The sequence below is a fragment of the Tepidanaerobacter sp. EBM-49 genome, assembly GCF_001896645.1.
Taxonomy (GTDB): domain Bacteria; phylum Bacillota; class Thermosediminibacteria; order Thermosediminibacterales; family Tepidanaerobacteraceae; genus Tepidanaerobacter; species Tepidanaerobacter syntrophicus.
On the sequence record NZ_MPPE01000041.1, the window covers coordinates 59,556 to 77,569 of the forward strand.

Annotated in this window: 20 protein-coding genes; all 20 read left to right on the plus strand. The window is 37.9% G+C overall.

Features of this window, described 5'->3' with window-relative positions; translation table 11 throughout:
• Nucleotides 1-201 precede the first annotated feature (201 nt).
• The 20 genes from BUE08_RS07010 (at nt 202) to BUE08_RS07105 (ending at nt 17,999) form a co-directional block, all read left to right on the plus strand.
• On the plus strand, nt 202-825 hold the full coding sequence (locus BUE08_RS07010; protein WP_059034344.1) for a site-2 protease family protein: 624 nt from the start codon (nt 202-204) through the stop codon (nt 823-825).
• A 31-nt stretch (nt 826-856) separates the two neighbouring features.
• Complete coding sequence (gene trpS, locus BUE08_RS07015) at nt 857-1,843, plus strand: tryptophan--tRNA ligase (RefSeq protein ID WP_059033954.1); 987 nt, start codon at nt 857-859, stop codon at nt 1,841-1,843.
• A 19-nt stretch (nt 1,844-1,862) separates the two neighbouring features.
• Nucleotides 1,863-2,630 (plus strand): segregation and condensation protein A, encoded by a 768-nt coding sequence (locus BUE08_RS07020; RefSeq protein WP_059033955.1) that lies wholly within the window; start codon nt 1,863-1,865, stop codon nt 2,628-2,630.
• The gene (gene scpB / locus BUE08_RS07025) at nt 2,617-3,147 is read left to right on the plus strand and encodes an SMC-Scp complex subunit ScpB (protein WP_213995850.1); all 531 of its coding nucleotides are present in this window, start codon (nt 2,617-2,619) and stop codon (nt 3,145-3,147) included. Before BUE08_RS07020 ends, scpB begins: the two co-directional genes overlap by 14 nt.
• Before the next feature lie 93 nt (nt 3,148-3,240).
• Nucleotides 3,241-3,663: a DUF6917 domain-containing protein gene (locus tag BUE08_RS07030; RefSeq protein WP_059033959.1), complete on the plus strand. Its 423-nt coding sequence runs from the start codon at nt 3,241-3,243 to the stop codon at nt 3,661-3,663.
• Nucleotides 3,664-3,706: 43 nt separating this feature from the next.
• Complete coding sequence (locus tag BUE08_RS07035) at nt 3,707-4,165, plus strand: RidA family protein (protein WP_059033962.1); 459 nt, start codon at nt 3,707-3,709, stop codon at nt 4,163-4,165.
• 18 nt (nt 4,166-4,183) lie between these two features.
• A complete protein-coding gene (locus tag BUE08_RS07040) occupies nt 4,184-5,650 on the plus strand; it encodes a hypothetical protein (RefSeq protein WP_213995852.1) in 1,467 nt (488 codons plus the stop codon).
• Between the two features lie 95 nt (nt 5,651-5,745).
• Nucleotides 5,746-7,029, plus strand: coding sequence for an FAD-dependent oxidoreductase (locus BUE08_RS07045; protein ID WP_281743425.1), 1,284 nt, complete (start codon nt 5,746-5,748; stop codon nt 7,027-7,029).
• 160 nt (nt 7,030-7,189) lie between these two features.
• Entirely contained in the window at nt 7,190-7,951 is a 762-nt protein-coding gene (locus tag BUE08_RS07050) for an FCD domain-containing protein (RefSeq protein ID WP_059033969.1), read from the plus strand.
• A 24-nt stretch (nt 7,952-7,975) separates the two neighbouring features.
• A complete protein-coding gene (locus BUE08_RS07055) occupies nt 7,976-8,209 on the plus strand; it encodes a hypothetical protein (protein ID WP_213951182.1) in 234 nt (77 codons plus the stop codon).
• 15 nt (nt 8,210-8,224) lie between these two features.
• Nucleotides 8,225-10,048, plus strand: a complete 1,824-nt coding sequence (locus tag BUE08_RS07060) for a cobalamin B12-binding domain-containing protein (protein ID WP_286680636.1) — start codon at nt 8,225-8,227, stop codon at nt 10,046-10,048.
• 28 nt (nt 10,049-10,076) lie between these two features.
• Complete coding sequence (gene kamB, locus BUE08_RS07065) at nt 10,077-11,165, plus strand: lysine 5,6-aminomutase reactivase subunit KamB (RefSeq protein ID WP_286680637.1); 1,089 nt, start codon at nt 10,077-10,079, stop codon at nt 11,163-11,165.
• A 36-nt stretch (nt 11,166-11,201) separates the two neighbouring features.
• Nucleotides 11,202-11,873, plus strand: a complete 672-nt coding sequence (locus BUE08_RS07070) for an NAD(P)-binding domain-containing protein (RefSeq protein ID WP_059033978.1) — start codon at nt 11,202-11,204, stop codon at nt 11,871-11,873.
• 76 nt (nt 11,874-11,949) lie between these two features.
• Complete coding sequence (locus BUE08_RS07075) at nt 11,950-12,699, plus strand: pseudouridine synthase (RefSeq protein WP_353682102.1); 750 nt, start codon at nt 11,950-11,952, stop codon at nt 12,697-12,699.
• A gap of 9 nt (nt 12,700-12,708) precedes the next feature.
• Nucleotides 12,709-13,185, plus strand: a complete 477-nt coding sequence (locus tag BUE08_RS07080; protein ID WP_238142717.1) for a GNAT family N-acetyltransferase — start codon at nt 12,709-12,711, stop codon at nt 13,183-13,185.
• A gap of 93 nt (nt 13,186-13,278) precedes the next feature.
• Nucleotides 13,279-14,112 (plus strand): polyamine aminopropyltransferase, encoded by an 834-nt coding sequence (gene speE / locus BUE08_RS07085; RefSeq protein WP_213951186.1) that lies wholly within the window; start codon nt 13,279-13,281, stop codon nt 14,110-14,112.
• An 8-nt stretch (nt 14,113-14,120) separates the two neighbouring features.
• Nucleotides 14,121-14,984, plus strand: coding sequence for an agmatinase (speB, locus tag BUE08_RS07090; protein WP_286680638.1), 864 nt, complete (start codon nt 14,121-14,123; stop codon nt 14,982-14,984).
• Between the two features lie 6 nt (nt 14,985-14,990).
• Nucleotides 14,991-16,259 (plus strand): ABC transporter ATP-binding protein, encoded by a 1,269-nt coding sequence (locus BUE08_RS07095; RefSeq protein WP_059033984.1) that lies wholly within the window; start codon nt 14,991-14,993, stop codon nt 16,257-16,259.
• Nucleotides 16,260-16,284: 25 nt separating this feature from the next.
• Complete coding sequence (locus tag BUE08_RS07100) at nt 16,285-16,746, plus strand: hypothetical protein (protein ID WP_059033986.1); 462 nt, start codon at nt 16,285-16,287, stop codon at nt 16,744-16,746.
• 17 nt (nt 16,747-16,763) lie between these two features.
• Nucleotides 16,764-17,999 carry a BaiN/RdsA family NAD(P)/FAD-dependent oxidoreductase gene (locus BUE08_RS07105; protein WP_059033988.1) on the plus strand — a complete coding sequence of 412 codons (1,236 nt, stop codon included), beginning with the start codon at nt 16,764-16,766 and terminating at the stop codon, nt 17,997-17,999.
• Nucleotides 18,000-18,014: the final 15 nt, after the last annotated feature.

Genomic DNA, 18,014 nt, shown 5'->3' on the forward strand with positions numbered 1-18,014 from the left:
TGCACACTTTTTTCGTTTACCTGTTTTTCTTGCTTTTATCTTTATATTTTTTTATAATTAGGTTTAAGGCTCACAACTTATATTTTAAATATATCGTAGGCTACCACAATATATTTTATCTTAATTGCAGTAGTAGTATATTGTTTGATATAATGTGTCTAAAGCAATAAAATATAATAAGAAAGGCGATAATTGATTGTTATGACAAATTTTTTAGGACCCGAGATGCTACTTAGAATTCCAGCTTTATTGCTTGCAATAACCTTTCATGAATATGCCCATGCAAGAGTCTCGTACTCTTTAGGTGATCCGACGCCTAAATGGCAGGGAAGACTATCACTAAACCCGCTGGCTCACTTAGATCCGATAGGCCTCTTAATGTTATGGCTTTTTAAATTTGGGTGGGCTAAGCCTGTTGAGATAAATCCTAATTATTATAAGGAACCTAAAAAAGGCATGATGTTAGTTTCTGTAGCAGGTCCAATTGCAAATCTCTTATTGGCGTTTGCCAGTATGGTGATACTAAAATTGGATATCCTTCATAATGGCATTCTGGAAAATTTCATTTATATCTTGTTTATTTATAATCTTACGCTTGCTGTTTTTAATATAATTCCAATCCCACCCTTGGACGGTTCAAAGATACTTATGGGAGTATTGCCGGCGAAATACGCATATGAGTTTTCACAAATAGAAAGTTATGGCCCCTTTATCTTAATCATCCTAATATATCTTAACTTGTTAGACGTAATTTTAAATCCTTTAATGATATTTGTAAGCAATGGTCTGTCTATTTTATCAGACCTAATACTATTGCGGTTTTAGTAGTTAAATTCCAAATCAGGAGGCATATTTTATGGATAAAAATGTAGTGATGAGTGGGATGAGACCTACTGGGCGCTTGCACATAGGAAATATGATGGGTGCCCTTACTAATTGGGTAAAATTGCAGAATGAATATGATTGCTTTTTTGTTGTCGTAGATTGGCATGCGCTTACTACTGAGTATAAAAATACACAGGATATAAAGGAAAACATCCGGCAGATGGTAATCGACTGGATAAGCGTCGGCCTTGACCCTGAAAAATGTAATATTTTTGTTCAATCCCAAGTAAAACAACATGCTGAACTACACCTTTTGCTCTCTATGATAACACCGCTATCTTGGCTGGAAAGATGTCCGACCTATAAAGAGCAGTTAAAGCAACTGGAAACCCGAGAAATAAATACTTATGGGTTCTTAGGATATCCTGTGCTTATGGCAACAGACATTTTAATTTACAAAGCAAATAAGGTGCCCGTCGGAAAGGACCAGGAAGCACATGTTGAATTATGCCGGGAAATTGCACGAAGGTTCAATTACCTTTATGAGCCGGTGTTTCCTGAACCCGAGGCGCTTTATACTGAATTTATGGTGCTTCCCGGTATAGACGGTAGAAAAATGAGTAAGAGTTATGACAATTATATAGAAATCTCTGCAAGCCCTGATGTAATAAGAGAAAAAGTCAAAATGATGATTACTGACCCTGCAAGGATTCGCAAAAATGACCCGGGTCATCCGGATGTCTGCAATGTATTTGCATTTCATACAGTATTTAATGAACCTGCAAAAGTACAAGAGCTGAAGGAAGCTTGCCAAAAGGGGCAAATCGGATGCGTAGAATGCAAGAAGAACTTGGCCGACTTAATGGTTGCCAGGATGGAGCCGATCCATCAAAAGAGAAAAATGTTGGAGCAGAACCCTAAAATAATTGATGAAATTTTAAATACAGGAGCAAAAAATGCACGAGTAGTAGCTGAAAAAACCTTGGAAGAAGTCAGAGATGCTATGAAAATGCTATAAAATTTAATAGGTGGAGACTATGGCTTTAAATGTTAAAACAGAAGTTTTTGAAGGGCCATTTGATGTTCTTTTTCATTTGATAGAAAAAAATAGAATAGATATTTACGATATACCTATAGCAGATTTAACTGAGCAATATTTAGAGTTTATAAAGGATATGGATAGGGACAAGCTTGATTCGGCCAGCGAATTTTTGGTAATGGCAGCAACACTTCTCAGTATTAAATCAAAAATGATTCTACCATTACAGACTCAAAATAAAGGCATCGATGCGATAAGTGCAGATGAGGCGGCCGAATCAGCTGACCCAAGGGAAGACTTAGTCAATAGGCTAGTTGAATACAAACAGTTTAAGGAGATATCGGCTGCCTTAAAATCTGCAGAAAAAGAACAAAGGCTTGTAATGAAAAAATCTCCGGAAGATTTATCGCCTATCTTTAAGGATAATTTTTCAATGCCTGATATTAGTTTAAATGAATTAAAATCAAAATTCCTTTTAGTTGCTCAAAAAAACAAACGCGGCGAGGAAAAGATTACAAGAATATCAAAAGACCCACTGCCTGTTTCGCGCAAAATATCAGAAATCTACAGAATTCTAAAACGTGTAAAATCTAGAATATATTTTGATGCCTCATTTTACAAAAATGCAGCAAAGACTGAAATCGTAGTAACGTTCTTGGCTATTTTAGAGTTAGTAAGAATGAACCGTATTTTAGCTATTCAAAATAGGCAATTCGACAAAGTTGTTGTAAGATACAGGGAGGATAAAACTAATGAATATCGATGAAGCCATGGGCATAATCGAAGGCATCTTATTTGCGTCAGGAGATCCTGTGAGCATAAAAGACATACTCAAAGCGACAGATCTGACTGAAGAGGATATAATGAAATGCGTCAATCGCTTAGAGCAAATTTATAGCAAATCCTCTCATGGCATTACAATTTCTAAGGTTGGCGAAAACTTAAGACTTACAACAAAGCCAGAGATATTTCCATATTTAGAGGCTGTATTTGCGCCAAAAGCAAAGGCTCAGCTTTCTGAAGCAGCACTGGAGACTCTGGCTATTATAATGTTTAAGCAGCCTATAACACGAGCTGAAATAGAAGCTATAAGAGGTGTAAATACAGAAAAGGCTCTTGTAACCTTACAGGAGCGGAACCTTATATTTGAAAAAGATAGACTAAATGTTCCGGGAAGACCTATACTCTACGCAACAACTGATTATTGCATGGAGTACTTTGGCTTGGAAAGTATAGATGATGTAAAAAAAGCAGTTGAAAATACTTTGCAAAAAAAAGAATAAAAAATTTAATTTAAAAGAAGGATTTTCCGAAATAATGTCGAATCTATATAATATAGAATAGCTCATCAATGATGAGGAGGTTAAAATTAAAAAATGGGAGATCCTTATAAGGATAAAATGTTTAAGTCAAATCCATATGCCAAGAAAAAACCCTTAAAGGGAAATCTTGTTGTGGTGCTAGACGGAAAATATGAAAACCGCGGCCTAAATCTTATTCAACAGCCATCAAGATGTCTTGCCGCAAATGACGTGCATGAAATGATTTTAACAGATGAAGACAAGAAACCCGGAGAAGTAGTAAATAAAATTGCATACATAGGTTTTTTTGCCGTTAAGGAAAGTGCAGTCATTGTTGCAGGTGACGAAGTTAAAATTAACGGAGAGATCATCGGGAAGATTGCAGGATTTGATGAGACGCACATGCCTAACCATTACAATATCGTAATATATGGCAAGGATCGCATTTCCGGAAATGAAAGAAATCTTAACCTTGATGATGAAGTTATCATTGGTTAGTTTTTAACAATATTGTTTTAATCTTTGAAAGGAGGTGTATTGAATGTCTTTTGAAAAAAAATTGCAGGAAATGGGAATTACCTTACCTGAGCCACCGAAACCCGTAGCAGCATATGTTCCCGGCGTTAAAGTCGACAAATATATTTATACTGCCGGCCAGATACCTTTTGTAGGCGGCGAACTGAAGTACAAGGGCAAAGCTGGTAAAGAGGTATCGGTTGAAGAAGCTTATGAAGCGGCAAAGATATGTGCATTAAACTGCCTAAGTATTGTTAAGTCTTTGGCAGGCAGCCTTGATAATGTGGAAAAAGTAGTTAAAGTAGTTGGGTTTGTAAATAGTGCAGATGGATTCAACCAGCAGCCAAAAGTTATAAACGGTGCTTCTGAATTGATAGGCGAGATTTTCGGAGAAGCAGGAGCTCATGCTCGTTCAGCTGTTGGCGTAAATCAGCTCCCTATGGATGCTACTTGCGAAGTTGAGCTTATAGTAAAGTTAAAATAATTTTTAGGAGGATTTAGAATGGCTAAATTTACAAAGAAATTTGAGATGTATAAATCTTTACAGGCAAATATCCAAAATATTTACGCCGATGCTAGAAAAGCAGCTGACGAAATAGGCATTCCTGCAGAACTAAGAGGAAAGTTTGGGCTTACAGGCGCTGTTTCAGGATGCCCCAGTCCTTTGACAAAAAAAGTAAGAGAAGCAATGGACAAAGGTGCAACCGAAGTTATTCCTTTGGCTACATTAGTAGATCAAATAAGAGGCTTAGTTAAAGATGTATATGGCGATGATTATGACGCAGCGCCTATAAATACTTGTGAAGCCGGACTGTGGGTTGCATTTGACGCATTATTTACTACTCCTATGCAAGGCCGCGGCGATGGTTATCAAGCCCGCTACATCATTCCTTATGAGAAACATTTACACCACCATGGTGGATACGGAAGACCTTTCCCCGGCAGATTTAAAGATATTTTAGCAGACAGAGGCGCAACCGCCGGTGAACTAGGCTTTTACGGAAAAAGACAAAATAATCTAAGTGTATACATCGCACCTTTGGTAGGTGCAGATTACTCAGTGCATGGCATTAAGTATCATCCCGCAATTCAGCTTACAAAGGTTGATCCTGAAGCTTCCGCTAAGAAGATTAAGACGATAGCTGAAAGACAGGCTTCAATGCTTACAGGTATCACATCTCTTGCATATGATACTCCGGGCTATGGATATGGCGTAAAAGATAGCGACGGTGTGCCTGTGCTCCAGAAGCGTTTGGCAGAGATAGCCAAAGATTTTGATGTGCCATATGTAGTCGATAATGCATGGGGAGTTCCGTTTATTGGTCATGATATCAGAAAGAGCGGCGCTGATGTAATTATCTACAGTATGGATAAGGCAAGCGAATCACCAACAGGCGGCCTTATCATAGGTAAGGAAGAGTTTATGGTACCTATTCGCAGAGCTCTTGGTATGCACGGTGACAGATATGGAACCACAGCATCATATGGCAAAGCAGCATATGTTACAAATGATCCTGGCAAAGAAGCAATGTTAGGCATGATAGCTGCACTAAAAGAAATAATAGATAATCCGGACGAGCTAAAGAAACCGGTAGACGATATGTACAAGATAGTTAAAGAAGAATTTGACCAGATACATCCTAAGATTCGTAAAGGCTTAATAATATCAAAATCCTACAATTCAAGAGCAATTGAAGTCAACTACGAAAATACTTGGAATGACGGCGAGCTTGGACTGCCAATATTCTCAATAGAAGATATGTATGCCGGCACCCAGCTGCTGCAGACAGGTCTTTCTCAGATGGGCGTAATTCCTACAGTTGCATATGATGCCAATATAATGATTTCTCCCGGCCTTGGAACAACCGATGAGAAGGGTCAAATTATTGAGAGCAACTTCAGATATGCTGTAAAAGCCCAGGTTAAGCTCATGGAGATCGTTGCAAAATACAGCGGTTTCATCGACTAATTTAAAAAGAAGTAAAACTTTAAAGGTAATGCTAAAAATTTAGCATTACCTTTAAAGGCTAAATAATTTTTTATAAATAAGGGAGGTTTGTAAGTATGCCAAAAGTAGTTGTTATTGGTGGTGGCTGGTCTGGTTCAGGTGCTGCTTTGGCAGCAAAAAAAGCAGGTGCTGATGTAGTGCTTCTTGAAAGAGCTGATATGCTCTTAGGCACTGGCCTTGTGGGCGGAATCATGAGAAATAATGGAAGATATACAGCAGCTGAAGAAATGATAGCAATGGGCGGCGGCGAACTGTTCCAGTTGATGGACAAGGTTTCTCGACATAGAAATATTGAGTTTCCGGGACACAAGCATGCATCTTTATATGATGTGGCATTAGCCGAACCTGCGGTAAAGAAAGCGCTAATAGATGCCGGTATTGAAGTTCATACCGAAAGCAGGGTAACTGATGTAGAAGCTGACGGCAACAAAATTTTAGCTGTTGTAACTGATGATGGAAGAAAATATGAAGGCGATGTTTTTGTTGAGTGTACAGGTACTGCCGGTCCTCAAGTAAACTGCACAAAATACGGCAATGGCTGTGCCATGTGCATATACAGGTGCCATAGCTACGGAGGAAGAGTCAGTGTTGCAGCTAAAATGGGCGTAAAGGAAATGATGGCAAAGAAGGCCGACGGCACATATGGTGCAATGAGTGGATCGTGTAAACTCTTAAAAGAGTCGCTTTCAAAGGAGATCGTCGACAAGTTAAATAGTACAGGCGTTGCAGTTATACCGGTACCGGAACATGCTAGAGAAGATGCAAAAATCCTTACAAAAAAGGCATGCCAGCAATATGCACTCAATGAATATGTAGAAAATGTAATTTTACTTGACACAGGCCATGCAAAACTAATGACACCTTTCTTCCCCCTTGATAACTTACGGCAAATTCCCGGCTTTGAAAATGCTCGCTACGAGGATCCATATGCAGGAAACCTAGGAAATTCAATAAGATATATGGCAATGTCGCCCAGAGATAATCATCTAAAGACAGAAGGCGTAGAAAATCTCTTCTGCGGCGGAGAAAAAGCAGGACCATTAGTAGGCCATACAGAAGCTATTTGCACAGGCACTTTAGCAGGAGCTAACGCAGTTCGTTGGGCAGTAGGCAAGAAGTTGCTGGAGATCCCGACAGAACTTGCCGTAGGTGATGCCATAGCTTATGTTAAGGAACAAATGAAGACTGAGGAAGGCATATCCAAGAAATATACTTTTTCAGGCTCTGTGTATTTTGAACGGATGAAACAACTGGGTTCTTATACAATAGATATAGATGCAATTAAAGATAGGGTAGAAAAAGCAGGAATGACAAATATTTTCAATCAAAAGATCATATAAAGCTTATAAACCATTATCAACGTTTACTCAACACTAAAGGAGTCATTTTGCATGACTCCTTTATTTTAAAGAATTTGTATTAAATGTAGAAATTAAAGATAAGTAGTGTTATGCTAATAGAAGTAAATTTAATTTTTGCAAAAGCAAGCGGAGGGTTAAAATGCTACACGAAAAGCAGCGATTGCTGTTTTTTATATTAAAAATTATCGATAATTCAAAAGAAACTCCAGTAGGGTCAGGCTATATACGCAATATGCTAAAATTGCAAGGGTTTGACGTAAGTGAAGCCACTATCGGCAGAATGCTAAAAGAAATGGACTTTGAAGGATATACTGAAAAGATTGGATTTAAGGGACGCAATTTAACGCCAAAAGGCAAGGAAAAGCTAGAGGAACTCGAACACGAAAATACAATCAACCGATATGGGAAAGAGTTAATGAAAGCGATAAAAGGAACAGGCAAACAAGAACTTATTGATATGCTTATTGCGCGAAAGGCGATAGAAAGTCAGCTTGCAAAGCTTGCTGCAATGTATGCTACCTATGATGAAATTGAAAAAATGAAAAAGGTTATTGAAAGGCAGCGCGTTCACGTAGAAGAAGGAGTTTCTATAGCTGAAGATGATGTGGAATTTCATAAACTTATAGCCAAGGCTGCAAGAAATAAAGTTTTGGATGCCGCGATGGATCTCATAAGACAGCACGGCCAGCTTTCACCTATGTTAGAGTATATAAGAAAAGAAGTAAAAGGTTCGGTACTTTTAGAGCATGAAAATATTTTTAAGGCTATTGCCGCAAGAAAACCTGCTCAAGCAGAAAAAGCTATGATACGTCATATTGAAAGACTTGAAAATGATGTTAGAAAGTACTGGGAAAATTTTTATGAGGAAAATAGTCAAACCGGTAATAGCGATATCGTTTAGCAAAAGACGATTAGGAGGGTTAAAATGCCTGATGTTTTAAAAAAAGTTATGGATGCTGTTGATATAGAAACTTATTTAGTATGCAAAGATGAAGATGAGGCAGAAAAACTAACCTTTGCTTTAATGGAGCAATTGGGCTTTAAAGATGTATCAATTGTTTTTCTTCAACACCAGGGACCGGGAGCAAGGGTTAGGGCACGGGGATATGTTTATAAGCCCGGTGACCGCTATGGATGGCTTTCGGATGAGACTTGTTAGGGAGGGCAAATCAACATGGAAAATGAATTTATAAAAAAGAAAGTACTTTTAGCACCCCTTGATCCAGTGCACGATATTGGCCTTAAGATGATAAAAAGAGGATTAGAGAAAAGAGGCCATGAAACTATACTTTTGCCACCAGATTATTCTGCTGAAGAAATAATAAAGACGATAATAGATAAAAATGTTGATGTAGTTCTTGTCAGCCGCACAATTGGTTACGGCGTTGCGGAAATATTAGGAAAATTCATTGACTTAGCTGAAGCTGCAGGAATCAGAGATAAAGTGCGCATAGGCATAGGTGGCATGGCGATACGACCGGAACTTGCTGCAGAACTTGGATTTGATGCCGGCTTTGGTCCCGGTACCACAGTTGAAGAAGCTATTGCTTTTGTGGAAGGAAGGGAATATGTTCCGGCAGAAGGAAAAAATGCAAAGGTTAAAAAAGATATAACAAAAGGATATGACTATGAATTCCACAATAAACGTATTGAGAAATTACTTGACTCAATTGTAGATGCCATCCTTTCTTATGTAAGCGATAAAACCAGTCCCGCCGTTTTAAGAGCGCAAATTAGAAGGCAAATGTTAGAATCTAGCGATGAGAGTGAAATACAGAGTCTCAGAAAGGATTACGCAGCTTTGTGCGATGATACGATAAAATCCTTTTATGAGGCCGGAAAATATCGCCAAAAAACTCGCCCCATGACAGAAGATGAGATAAATTCACTTACAAGATATGTGGATTCGGTAAACGAACGGATGAAACCTCTTAATTTGCAGCACACCGGAAAAAATCCCGTAGTTTTTATTCAATATGGCACAGGGTGTCCTTTCATGGATATTGCTCATATTAAGTCATGTGAAGCATGGGGAGCTGATGGAGCAGTCCATTTTGACCCGTCTTGGGGAGCTAGAGCCGAGGGATTTTTGGAAGGCTATATAACTCATGAAGAAGATGGTTCTGTAATAACATATGAGAACCTTAAAAGCATAAAAAATTCGCTGCTGCCAAGCACACTTTGGCAAGTAAGGGCTCACCGAGGCTTAAATACCCCCGAAACTGTCCTGCTCGCGGGCAAAATTGGCGCTGATCTTACAAAAATAAACATCGCCTACGGATCCCTTGGAGGAGGCACTGACCCTGAACGTTTAACAGTAGATGCAGTAGAAGCCATCAAGTATGCAGCTGAGTTTAATATGCCCTTTGATGTTGTAACAAACGAAGAACTATGTGGCGTTCCGGCTTACAAAGCCTTTGCAGGAATGCTTATAGTATCAAAATTAGGTCTTAGGCTTGGGGGAAAGCCTATTTTACAGCCACTGTTTTGCTATTCGCCGGAAGTTATGATAAGCGGCCAAATGGAAGACAACTATGTAGACTTTAATGCCGCAAAAATTTATTGTCTCAGAAATATCGTTAATGCCCCTATATGGTGCGGCGCTCCCATAGGATTTTTGACTCAAACCGAAGATCGAGTTCAATCATCCTTAATGACTGCACTTCACGCATCTCTTGCTTCTTCACTAGGCGTTGACGGAATTTCCATAGCATCGTCTGACGAAGCATTTTCAGGAGGACCGATTACTGCTCCAGCGAGAATAGACACGCTAAGGGCAACTCAGGCATCTTTTAGATTCTTCGGTCAATCCAATATTATTCCTACAGATAACGCTAAGAAATGGGCGGCAGATATCGAAGAAGGTATAGAAAAAACATTGGAACTTGTGGAAAAAAATGGCAACTTTGTTGATGCTTTGTATAAAGGACTACTAGGAAGCCGCGAAGACGGAGCATATCCCGGCAGAGCCGGAAGAAATTCTGTAACAAAAAAATAATGGTCAAGCCACCGGGGGTTATCTGATAATGAGTGTAACAATAGGAATAGCCGGAACTGCAAAAAATACCGGAAAAACAACAACTACAGCGGCGATATTGAACGAGCTTTATAATCAAAAAATAAGTGTCGGGCTAACTAGTATCGGATATGACGGCGAGGAAATTGACAACATTACGAGGCTGCCAAAGCCTCGCCTGTTCGTAAAGAAAGATACTGTTGTTGCTACTGCTAAAAAATGTCTCCAAGCAGGAAGCGCCGGCTATGACATACTAGAAGTCACTGACATCTTGACTCCCTTGGGAAAGGTATGCATTGTAAAAATTACCGCAGAGGGCATGGTGGTTATCGCAGGCCCAAACAAAGGCACCCAATTAAACTATATTAAATATAGAATGATAAATGATTTAAAATGTGAAGTTGTGCTAGTTGACGGGGCATTAAATCGGCTGGCCCCAATGACCGAAACCGATGGTATCATTATTGCAACCGGCGCTTCACGAACCACTAATATTGACGATCTGGTTGATGAAACAAAAGCACTTGCGGAATTATTTAATCTACCTGCTGTATCCAAAGACGAGAGCAAATATCTTTCAAACTTAGACAAAATAACTCTTATCTTCGACTTTAACAAAGAGCCTGTTCTATTGAAGTATGGTTCGCTTTTTGACAGTAAAATAGCAAGAGATATCTGCAAAAAAACAAAAGAAGAAAACAGAACCGTAAAAATAATTTTTGTACCTGCGCTGATATCGGAAGCAGCTTTAAAAAATCTAAATAAATGTATGTCAGAATCGTGGAATGGCAAAGATTTAATATTAAAAGATTCTATAAAACTTATAATTGGCGGAAATCCGGAATCCATCTTAATGGAAATAAACAAAATAGAAGCTGAGGGCGGAAACGTCAAAATATTAAAAACTATACCATTGCTAGCTATAACAGTAAATCCCTTTTATCCTAAATATTATTCGGCAAGCTGCACCTATGAAGCTGACTATATAAATAGGGAAAAGCTTTTAAAAAGTATGAGGGCATGTATTAATGTTCCTGTAATTGACATAGAATCAGACGGGCCACTGCCCTTGCTTGAAAATATAATAAGCCGCATTTAAGTTAAAAAGTTTAATTCAGCACAGGGAGGATAAATTATGGAAACTGTATCAATTATAGGCGTAGGTCGTATGGGCAGCCTTTTAGCTCATAAAATATCTTATGATTATAATTTAATTTTAATTGACAAAGACTTGAGAAAGTGCGGACTGTTAGCGCAAGAAATAGGCGCTTTAGCAACCGGAGAATATTCAATGCTAAAGCTTTCGGATTATATAATCACAGCTCTTCCTGCTAGTATAATACCGAATGTTTTAGAGGACATCAAGCCTTATCTTTCCGAAAATCAAATACTAATAAACATTTCTACCGATACAGAAAAGGATACCTTTAAACCAATACAAGGATTATGTAAACTTGCATCTGCAAAAATAATAGGTCATGCATTAAACATAGCTACAACAGGTGAACTGCCCTTGGTCTTAATAGATGCAGATGACGAGAATGTGCGCCAAAAAACCGCGGAAATTTTTGCGCACCTTGGATGCACTTGCTACGGAAGTGAGAAAACAGTAAAACTAATCAACAATATCGCAAGCGAAGAAGGAATAAAGGCCGCACTAACTATCGAAGCGCGCCTTAAAGAATTAAACATTCCTCCTGAATATATAAGTTTTGCAATAAGAAACGTAGCTTGTGGAACGATGAACGCGTATGCATTAGGGGAAGCCGGTCCTTTTGTCCAAAAAATTATAGAAAAGCTTAAGTAAACCACTCCCGACACTATCCTTAGTAAATACCGAAAGAAGTGATTGTTGATTTTAATCATTTCTTTCGGTATTCTAAATGTACATACATTATTTACAAAGGAGCTGTCATCTATTGCAAGTCAGGCTGCAAAAATATTTATCACAGGCAGGGATTGCCTCAAGAAGAGCGTGCGAAAAGTTAATTCTAGACGGCAGAGTAACTGTTAACGGAAAAATTATAAGAGAACTTGGGACAAAAATCGATCCCGAAGTCGATAAAGTCAGGGTAGATGGAAAAGCATGCCGTCTCGAAAGTAGATTTATCTATATTGCTATGAACAAGCCTGAGGGAGTGATTACTACTGTAAAAGATACCCATGGCAGGCCCACTATTCTCGATTTGCTGCCAAAATTTCCCGAAAGGATTTTTCCGGTAGGTCGCTTAGACAAGGATACAAAGGGTTTGATACTGCTTACGAATGATGGTCAAGCAGCATATAAAATTACTCATCCAAAATTTAATATAACAAAAACGTATATTGCTCGTATTAAAGGCATTATCGATAATAAAAAAGTTACCACATTGGAAAAGGGCATTAAATTGGAAGATGGAATTACTGCCCCGGCAAAAATTGATATAATAGATGTTTCAAGAGATTCAACTGTTGTAAAAATAAAAATACACGAAGGCAAAAAGCGGCAAATAAGGCGCATGTTCGAATCAATAGGGCATCCGGTGTTAGAGCTTACAAGAACGCATATTGGCAATATATCGCTTTGCGGCCTGCAGCCCGGAAAGTGGCGATATTTATCTCAAGATGAGATAAATTATATTAAAAATTTATAGAAGGGCAAGGTGAGATTTTTGATTATAATTAGAAAAGCCTTACCAAGCGAGATAGGTCTTATTCAGAATAGGTTAATCCATGATGCCAAAGAGTCAAATGTTCAGCTCTTAAAGGTAGACGATATTGAAGATGCAATGATTATTGAAGTAGATGATTTAATCGCAGGTTATGGTATACTGGACATATACGGTGATAAAGCACTTCTAAGATTTGTCTATATTTTTCCGGAACATCGGGGCGACGGTTTAGGTGACGGCCTTGTAAGAGCATTGATAAATTATGCTGACAGGAGGGGTGTTAAGAAAATTTACCTTTGCGGCAGTGAAGATACAGATTATTTTACGCGTTTTGGTTTTAAGCACGTATGCTGTACTAAATCTGATTGCCCCATAAACAATAATATTGATTTTAAAACAGCAGCTAATTGCTGTACAATGGAACTGGATGTGGAGGAATTTTTTAATACGCCTCAATGCCGTTTTTAATGAAAAGAAATTATTTGAGTATTGTTTTTTTATTTGATATAATTTTTTCAATAGAAACTCGTAACGTATAATGCTATCAAAGGAGTGAAAAGTTTGGAGCTTTGGTTTTCTGAATATCAGACAAAAAATGTAAAACTTTCTTTTAGAGTGAAAGATTTAGTTTATACCAAACAAAGTAAATATCAATATATATCTGTTTTTGATACTGAGGATTTTGGAAGGGTATTAATGCTTGATGATACTGTAATGCTTACAACCAGAGATGAGTTTATGTATCATGAAATGATTTCTCACGTTCCGCTTTTAACACATCAAAATGCGTCTAAAGTCTTGATTATAGGCGGAGGAGACGGCGGCACCGTAAGGGAAGTTTTAAAACACCCGGTAAAAGAGGTGCACCTTGTGGAAATAGATGAAGAGGTTGTTGAAACTTCAAAAAAATATTTTCCCACTATAAGCTGCGGATTATCCGATGAAAGAGTGAAAATCTTTTATGAGGACGGTATCGAATTTGTTAAAAACCACAAAGGCTACGATATTGTTATTATAGATTCCACCGATCCGGTAGGTCCTGCCGTAGGCCTATTTTCGGCGCAATTTTATAAAGATGTCTCCAATGCTTTAAACGAAGATGGAATTATGGCTGCTCAAACAGAAACGCCGGTCTTGTTTCCTGAACTTGTTAAAAGGATTTATGACGGAATATCTTCGGCTTTTACCTTTACAAACCCATATACAGCAGTGGTGCCCACATATCCCGGAGCATTTTGGACGTTTACAATGGGCTCTAAGAGCATAGATCCTTTATCTAGAGAGATTATTCCCGAAACAAATTTTGATACAAAATATTATAATCCTAAACTTCACAAAGCGTACTTTACATTACCACCGTTTTTAGAAGATATAATTTTACCTGTCAAGGAGTGAGCCATATTTTGAAAGAACTAGATTTCGTATCCGGACATAATGGGTTTTTAGGGGCAAAAGAAGACTATGATAGAGTAAAAATAGTAATTATAGGCGCTCCTATGGACTTTACGGTAAGTTTTAGGCCAGGGACAAGATTTGGACCGGAAAGAATACGAAGTGTTTCTTACGGCCTTGAAACTTATAGTGTTTATGCCGATGATGCCCTGGATGATAAAAGCTTTTGCGATATAGGAGATATTGAGCTGCCCTTTGGTAATGTCAAAAAGAGCCTAGATATGATAGAAGAAGCTGCAAATAAAATATTAAACGATGGAAAGATCCCGTTTTTTTTGGGAGGAGAGCACCTTGTAACTTATCCGATAGTCAAAAAAGTCGCAGAAAAATATCCTGATCTTGTAGTCCTGCACTTTGATGCTCACGCAGACTTAAGGGATACTTTTTTCGGCGAGAAGTTATCTCATGCCACTGTTTTACGCAGAGTATCTGAACAAGTCAAAAATAAGCATATTTTTCAATTTGGCATAAGATCAGGTGTAAAGGAAGAATTTTTGTATGCCCAGCAGCATACAAACATGTATCCGTTAGAAGTTAAAACTCCATTTCTACAGGTTTTAGATTCTTTAAAAGGAAAGCCGGTATATATAACTCTTGATATAGATGCGGTAGATCCTGCATTTGCCCCCGGAACAGGAACACCCGAACCCGGCGGGTGCACTTCTTGCGATATCCTTGAAGTAGTTGCAAGTTTTGGCAAATTAAATGTAGTAGGGATTGACTTGGTAGAAGTTTCTCCTGCCAGCGATCTATCTGATAGAACAGCGCTTTTAGCGGCAAAAATAGTAAGAGAAACAATAATAGGTATAGGATAAAGATCTATGAAGTCTTCTGAACAGATACTTAAAGTTGAAAATCTTGGTTTTAAATACAATGAAAAAGAAATCCTCAAAGACATATGCTTTACTTTGGAAGTTGGCGATTTCGTAGGTATTTTAGGCCCAAACGGCTGCGGTAAAACAACCTTGCTTAAAAATATTAACCGCTGGTTAAAGCCTGATACAGGAAATATATATGTTAATGGGGAAAGTATCTATAGAGTAACAATTAAGGATTTGGCAAAGCGAGTAGCTACCGTTCCTCAAGACACTTATTTGGATGTAGCTTTTACAGTTGAGCAAATAGTGCTAATGGGAAGGAATCCCCATCTAAAAAATTTTGAATCAGAGCAAAAAGAAGATATAGCTATCGTAGAAGATGCCATGAAGTCCATGGACATATTGCACCTAAGAGATAAGCCTGTACATCAATTAAGCGGCGGTGAAAGGCAAAGAGTTCTGATTGCAAGAGCACTTGCCCAGCAGCCATCTCTTCTGCTTTTAGACGAACCTACATCCCATCTTGATATTAACTATCAATGGGAATTATTAGGCCTTTTAAAGGATTTATGCCTCAAAAAGAGTTTGACGATATTAGTTGTGCTCCATGATATAAATTTGGCGTCAATGTTTTGCAACAAGATAATTTTGCTAAAGGATCATAAGATATTTAAAATGGGAGATTTAAATGAAGTCCTAAATGAAGACAATATTAAAGCAGTCTTTGACATGGATGTAAGAGTTGTTACTCCTAAAGGCAATCCTAAACCTGTAGTTATTTTTTTGAATACGTCAGATGAGAATGAGGCAATATTTGCAAAAAAACCTAAGCCTTTTCATAAACTTCATGTAATATGCGGCGGAGGAGAAGGCGAGGAATTACTGAGTTATCTGGGACAACGTGGGTATGAAGTATCCGTAGGAGTTCTAAATAAAGGAGATAGTGATTGGGAAACAGCTCGCCGCTTAGGCTTTGATATTGTTGAGGAGATACCTTTTTCACCAATAAGCGATGAAAATGCGGCAAAAAACATCTCTTATATAGAGAAAGCCGATGCGGTGATTTTAGCAAATATTCCCTTCGGTCTAGGCAATTTAAAAAATATTATGTGTCTTGAAGGCTTCATAGGTCGAAAAGATATTTACATTTTAGAAGAAAACGATATAAACGAAAGAGATTACACCAATGGAGCAGCAGTCAAGATTTACAACAAAATCAAAGACAAAGCAGTTGTTTTTAAATCAATGCAGGAGCTTAAAGAAATAATATAAAACGATAATAATTGGAGGCCTGCAGATGGTGAAAGTAAAATTGGGCGAAGATATAATTCAAAGCAAGATACGTTTTAAGGTCAGATTTGACTTTAAGGCGGACAATAAGCCGCGAAAGTTTTTCTTTGGCGGCAAATCCTTAGAGCAGGCAGCCCAAGACGCTAGAGAAGAACAAATAGCATTACTAAAAAACATACCGGTTCAAGGGGTTTATTTTTTAGATTATGATATATCGCTAGAACCTTATGTCATATATGATGATTTATTAGGTGAGAAAGTGGCTTATGCTCCTGCAGAAATCACATTAAACGCCGATTCTATTGAAGATATAATACGCTTTGTGATGCGAGAAGAATTCAGAAAGCTTGAGATTTTAGAACCTCCTCAAATGCTTATTACTAGTAATGATTTAGAGAAGATACTCTTTAAGATGAATGAAGAACTTAGAAATCGTTTGATGATTTTAGATAGAAAAATAAAGCGATAAGGTAATGAGATGATTTTATGAGCAGAACAATAGTTGCAGTCATTGGCGGCGGAGCAGCAGGCTTAATGGCCTCTTTACAGGCCGCCCTTTATGGTGCGGATGTCTACCTATTTGAAAAAAACCCAAATCTTGGAAGAAAAATATTAATTTCAGGTAAGGGCAGATGTAATTTTACCAATGAGAAAATGATGGAAAATTTTCTGGAGTGCTTTCCCGGCAATGGTAAATTTCTTTTTAGTTCCCTTTCTGCTTTTTCAAATACTGATTTAGTAACTTTTTTCGAAAAAATAGGCGTAAAATCGAAAGTAGAACGGGGAGGCAGAATATTTCCAAAGTCCGATAAATCATCAGATATCGTACAAGCGCTTCAAAAAGCAGTTTTAGAAGCCGGTGTTCATATTTGTTATAAAACCTGTGTCAAAGATTTAATCATCAAAAATAACCAAATTAAAGGTATAATAATTAACGATAAAAAAGAATTTTACTGTGACAGCGTTATAATAGCAACAGGTGGCATGTCTTATCCTGCTACGGGCTCTACGGGAGATGGCTATAAATTTGCAAAAAAGGCAGGTCACAGTATTGTAGAGCTTAAACCTTCCCTTGTGCCCCTTATAACTAAAGAAAAATGGGTAAAGGACCTTCAGGGCCTTAGCCTGAAAAACGTTTCTGCAACAGTCTATGTCAGCGGAAAAAAAGTTGCGTCAGAATTTGGAGAAATGCTTTTTACTCATTTTGGCATTTCAGGCCCGATAATTTTAACCTTAAGTAGATATGTTGTAGATAATTTAGAAAATACTCCAATAGTGTCTATAGACTTAAAACCTGCCCTTAGTGAGGAGGAACTTGACGAAAGACTTCTTAGGGATTTTGAACGATATAAAAATAAATTGTTTAAGAACTCTCTTAATGATTTACTTCCGAAAAAACTGATTCCCGTATTTATAAATTATTCGGAGATAGATCCTGAAAAACCGGTAAATCAGCTTACTCAAGGCGAAAGAGTGAAAATAAGACAGAGCCTGAAAAACTTTGCAGTGACCGTAGTTGGCTGTAGAGAAAAAGAAGCAATTGTCACCAGAGGTGGAGTATGCGTAAAAGAGATAAATCCAAAAACCATGGAATCCAAGTTAATTAAAGGATTATTTTTTGCCGGCGAAGTAATAGATGTAGATGGAGTTACAGGAGGGTATAATCTGCAGGCGGCTTTTTCTACCGGCTTCGTTGCGGGTAAAAGTTCGGCAAGCCCTTAAAAGGAGGTAAAATAC

Excerpts from the sequence above, each read along its gene's own strand:
- BUE08_RS07010 (WP_059034344.1), top strand. The coding sequence starts at position 202 with ATGACAAATTTTTTAGGACCCGAGATGCTACTTAGAATTCCAGCTTTA.
- scpB (WP_213995850.1), top strand. The coding sequence starts at position 2,617 with ATGAATATCGATGAAGCCATGGGCATAATCGAAGGCATCTTATTTGCG.
- BUE08_RS07020 (WP_059033955.1), top strand. The coding sequence starts at position 1,863 with ATGGCTTTAAATGTTAAAACAGAAGTTTTTGAAGGGCCATTTGATGTT.
- BUE08_RS07040 (WP_213995852.1), top strand. The coding sequence starts at position 4,184 with ATGGCTAAATTTACAAAGAAATTTGAGATGTATAAATCTTTACAGGCA.
- BUE08_RS07095 (WP_059033984.1), top strand. The coding sequence starts at position 14,991 with ATGAAGTCTTCTGAACAGATACTTAAAGTTGAAAATCTTGGTTTTAAA.
- BUE08_RS07030 (WP_059033959.1), top strand. The coding sequence starts at position 3,241 with ATGGGAGATCCTTATAAGGATAAAATGTTTAAGTCAAATCCATATGCC.
- BUE08_RS07070 (WP_059033978.1), top strand. The coding sequence starts at position 11,202 with ATGGAAACTGTATCAATTATAGGCGTAGGTCGTATGGGCAGCCTTTTA.
- BUE08_RS07105 (WP_059033988.1), top strand. The coding sequence starts at position 16,764 with ATGAGCAGAACAATAGTTGCAGTCATTGGCGGCGGAGCAGCAGGCTTA.
- BUE08_RS07035 (WP_059033962.1), top strand. The coding sequence starts at position 3,707 with ATGTCTTTTGAAAAAAAATTGCAGGAAATGGGAATTACCTTACCTGAG.
- BUE08_RS07075 (WP_353682102.1), top strand. The coding sequence starts at position 11,950 with ATGTACATACATTATTTACAAAGGAGCTGTCATCTATTGCAAGTCAGG.
- BUE08_RS07100 (WP_059033986.1), top strand. The coding sequence starts at position 16,285 with ATGGTGAAAGTAAAATTGGGCGAAGATATAATTCAAAGCAAGATACGT.
- BUE08_RS07050 (WP_059033969.1), top strand. The coding sequence starts at position 7,190 with ATGCTACACGAAAAGCAGCGATTGCTGTTTTTTATATTAAAAATTATC.
- BUE08_RS07055 (WP_213951182.1), top strand. The coding sequence starts at position 7,976 with ATGCCTGATGTTTTAAAAAAAGTTATGGATGCTGTTGATATAGAAACT.
- kamB (WP_286680637.1), top strand. The coding sequence starts at position 10,077 with ATGAGTGTAACAATAGGAATAGCCGGAACTGCAAAAAATACCGGAAAA.
- trpS (WP_059033954.1), top strand. The coding sequence starts at position 857 with ATGGATAAAAATGTAGTGATGAGTGGGATGAGACCTACTGGGCGCTTG.
- BUE08_RS07045 (WP_281743425.1), top strand. The coding sequence starts at position 5,746 with ATGCCAAAAGTAGTTGTTATTGGTGGTGGCTGGTCTGGTTCAGGTGCT.
- BUE08_RS07060 (WP_286680636.1), top strand. The coding sequence starts at position 8,225 with ATGGAAAATGAATTTATAAAAAAGAAAGTACTTTTAGCACCCCTTGAT.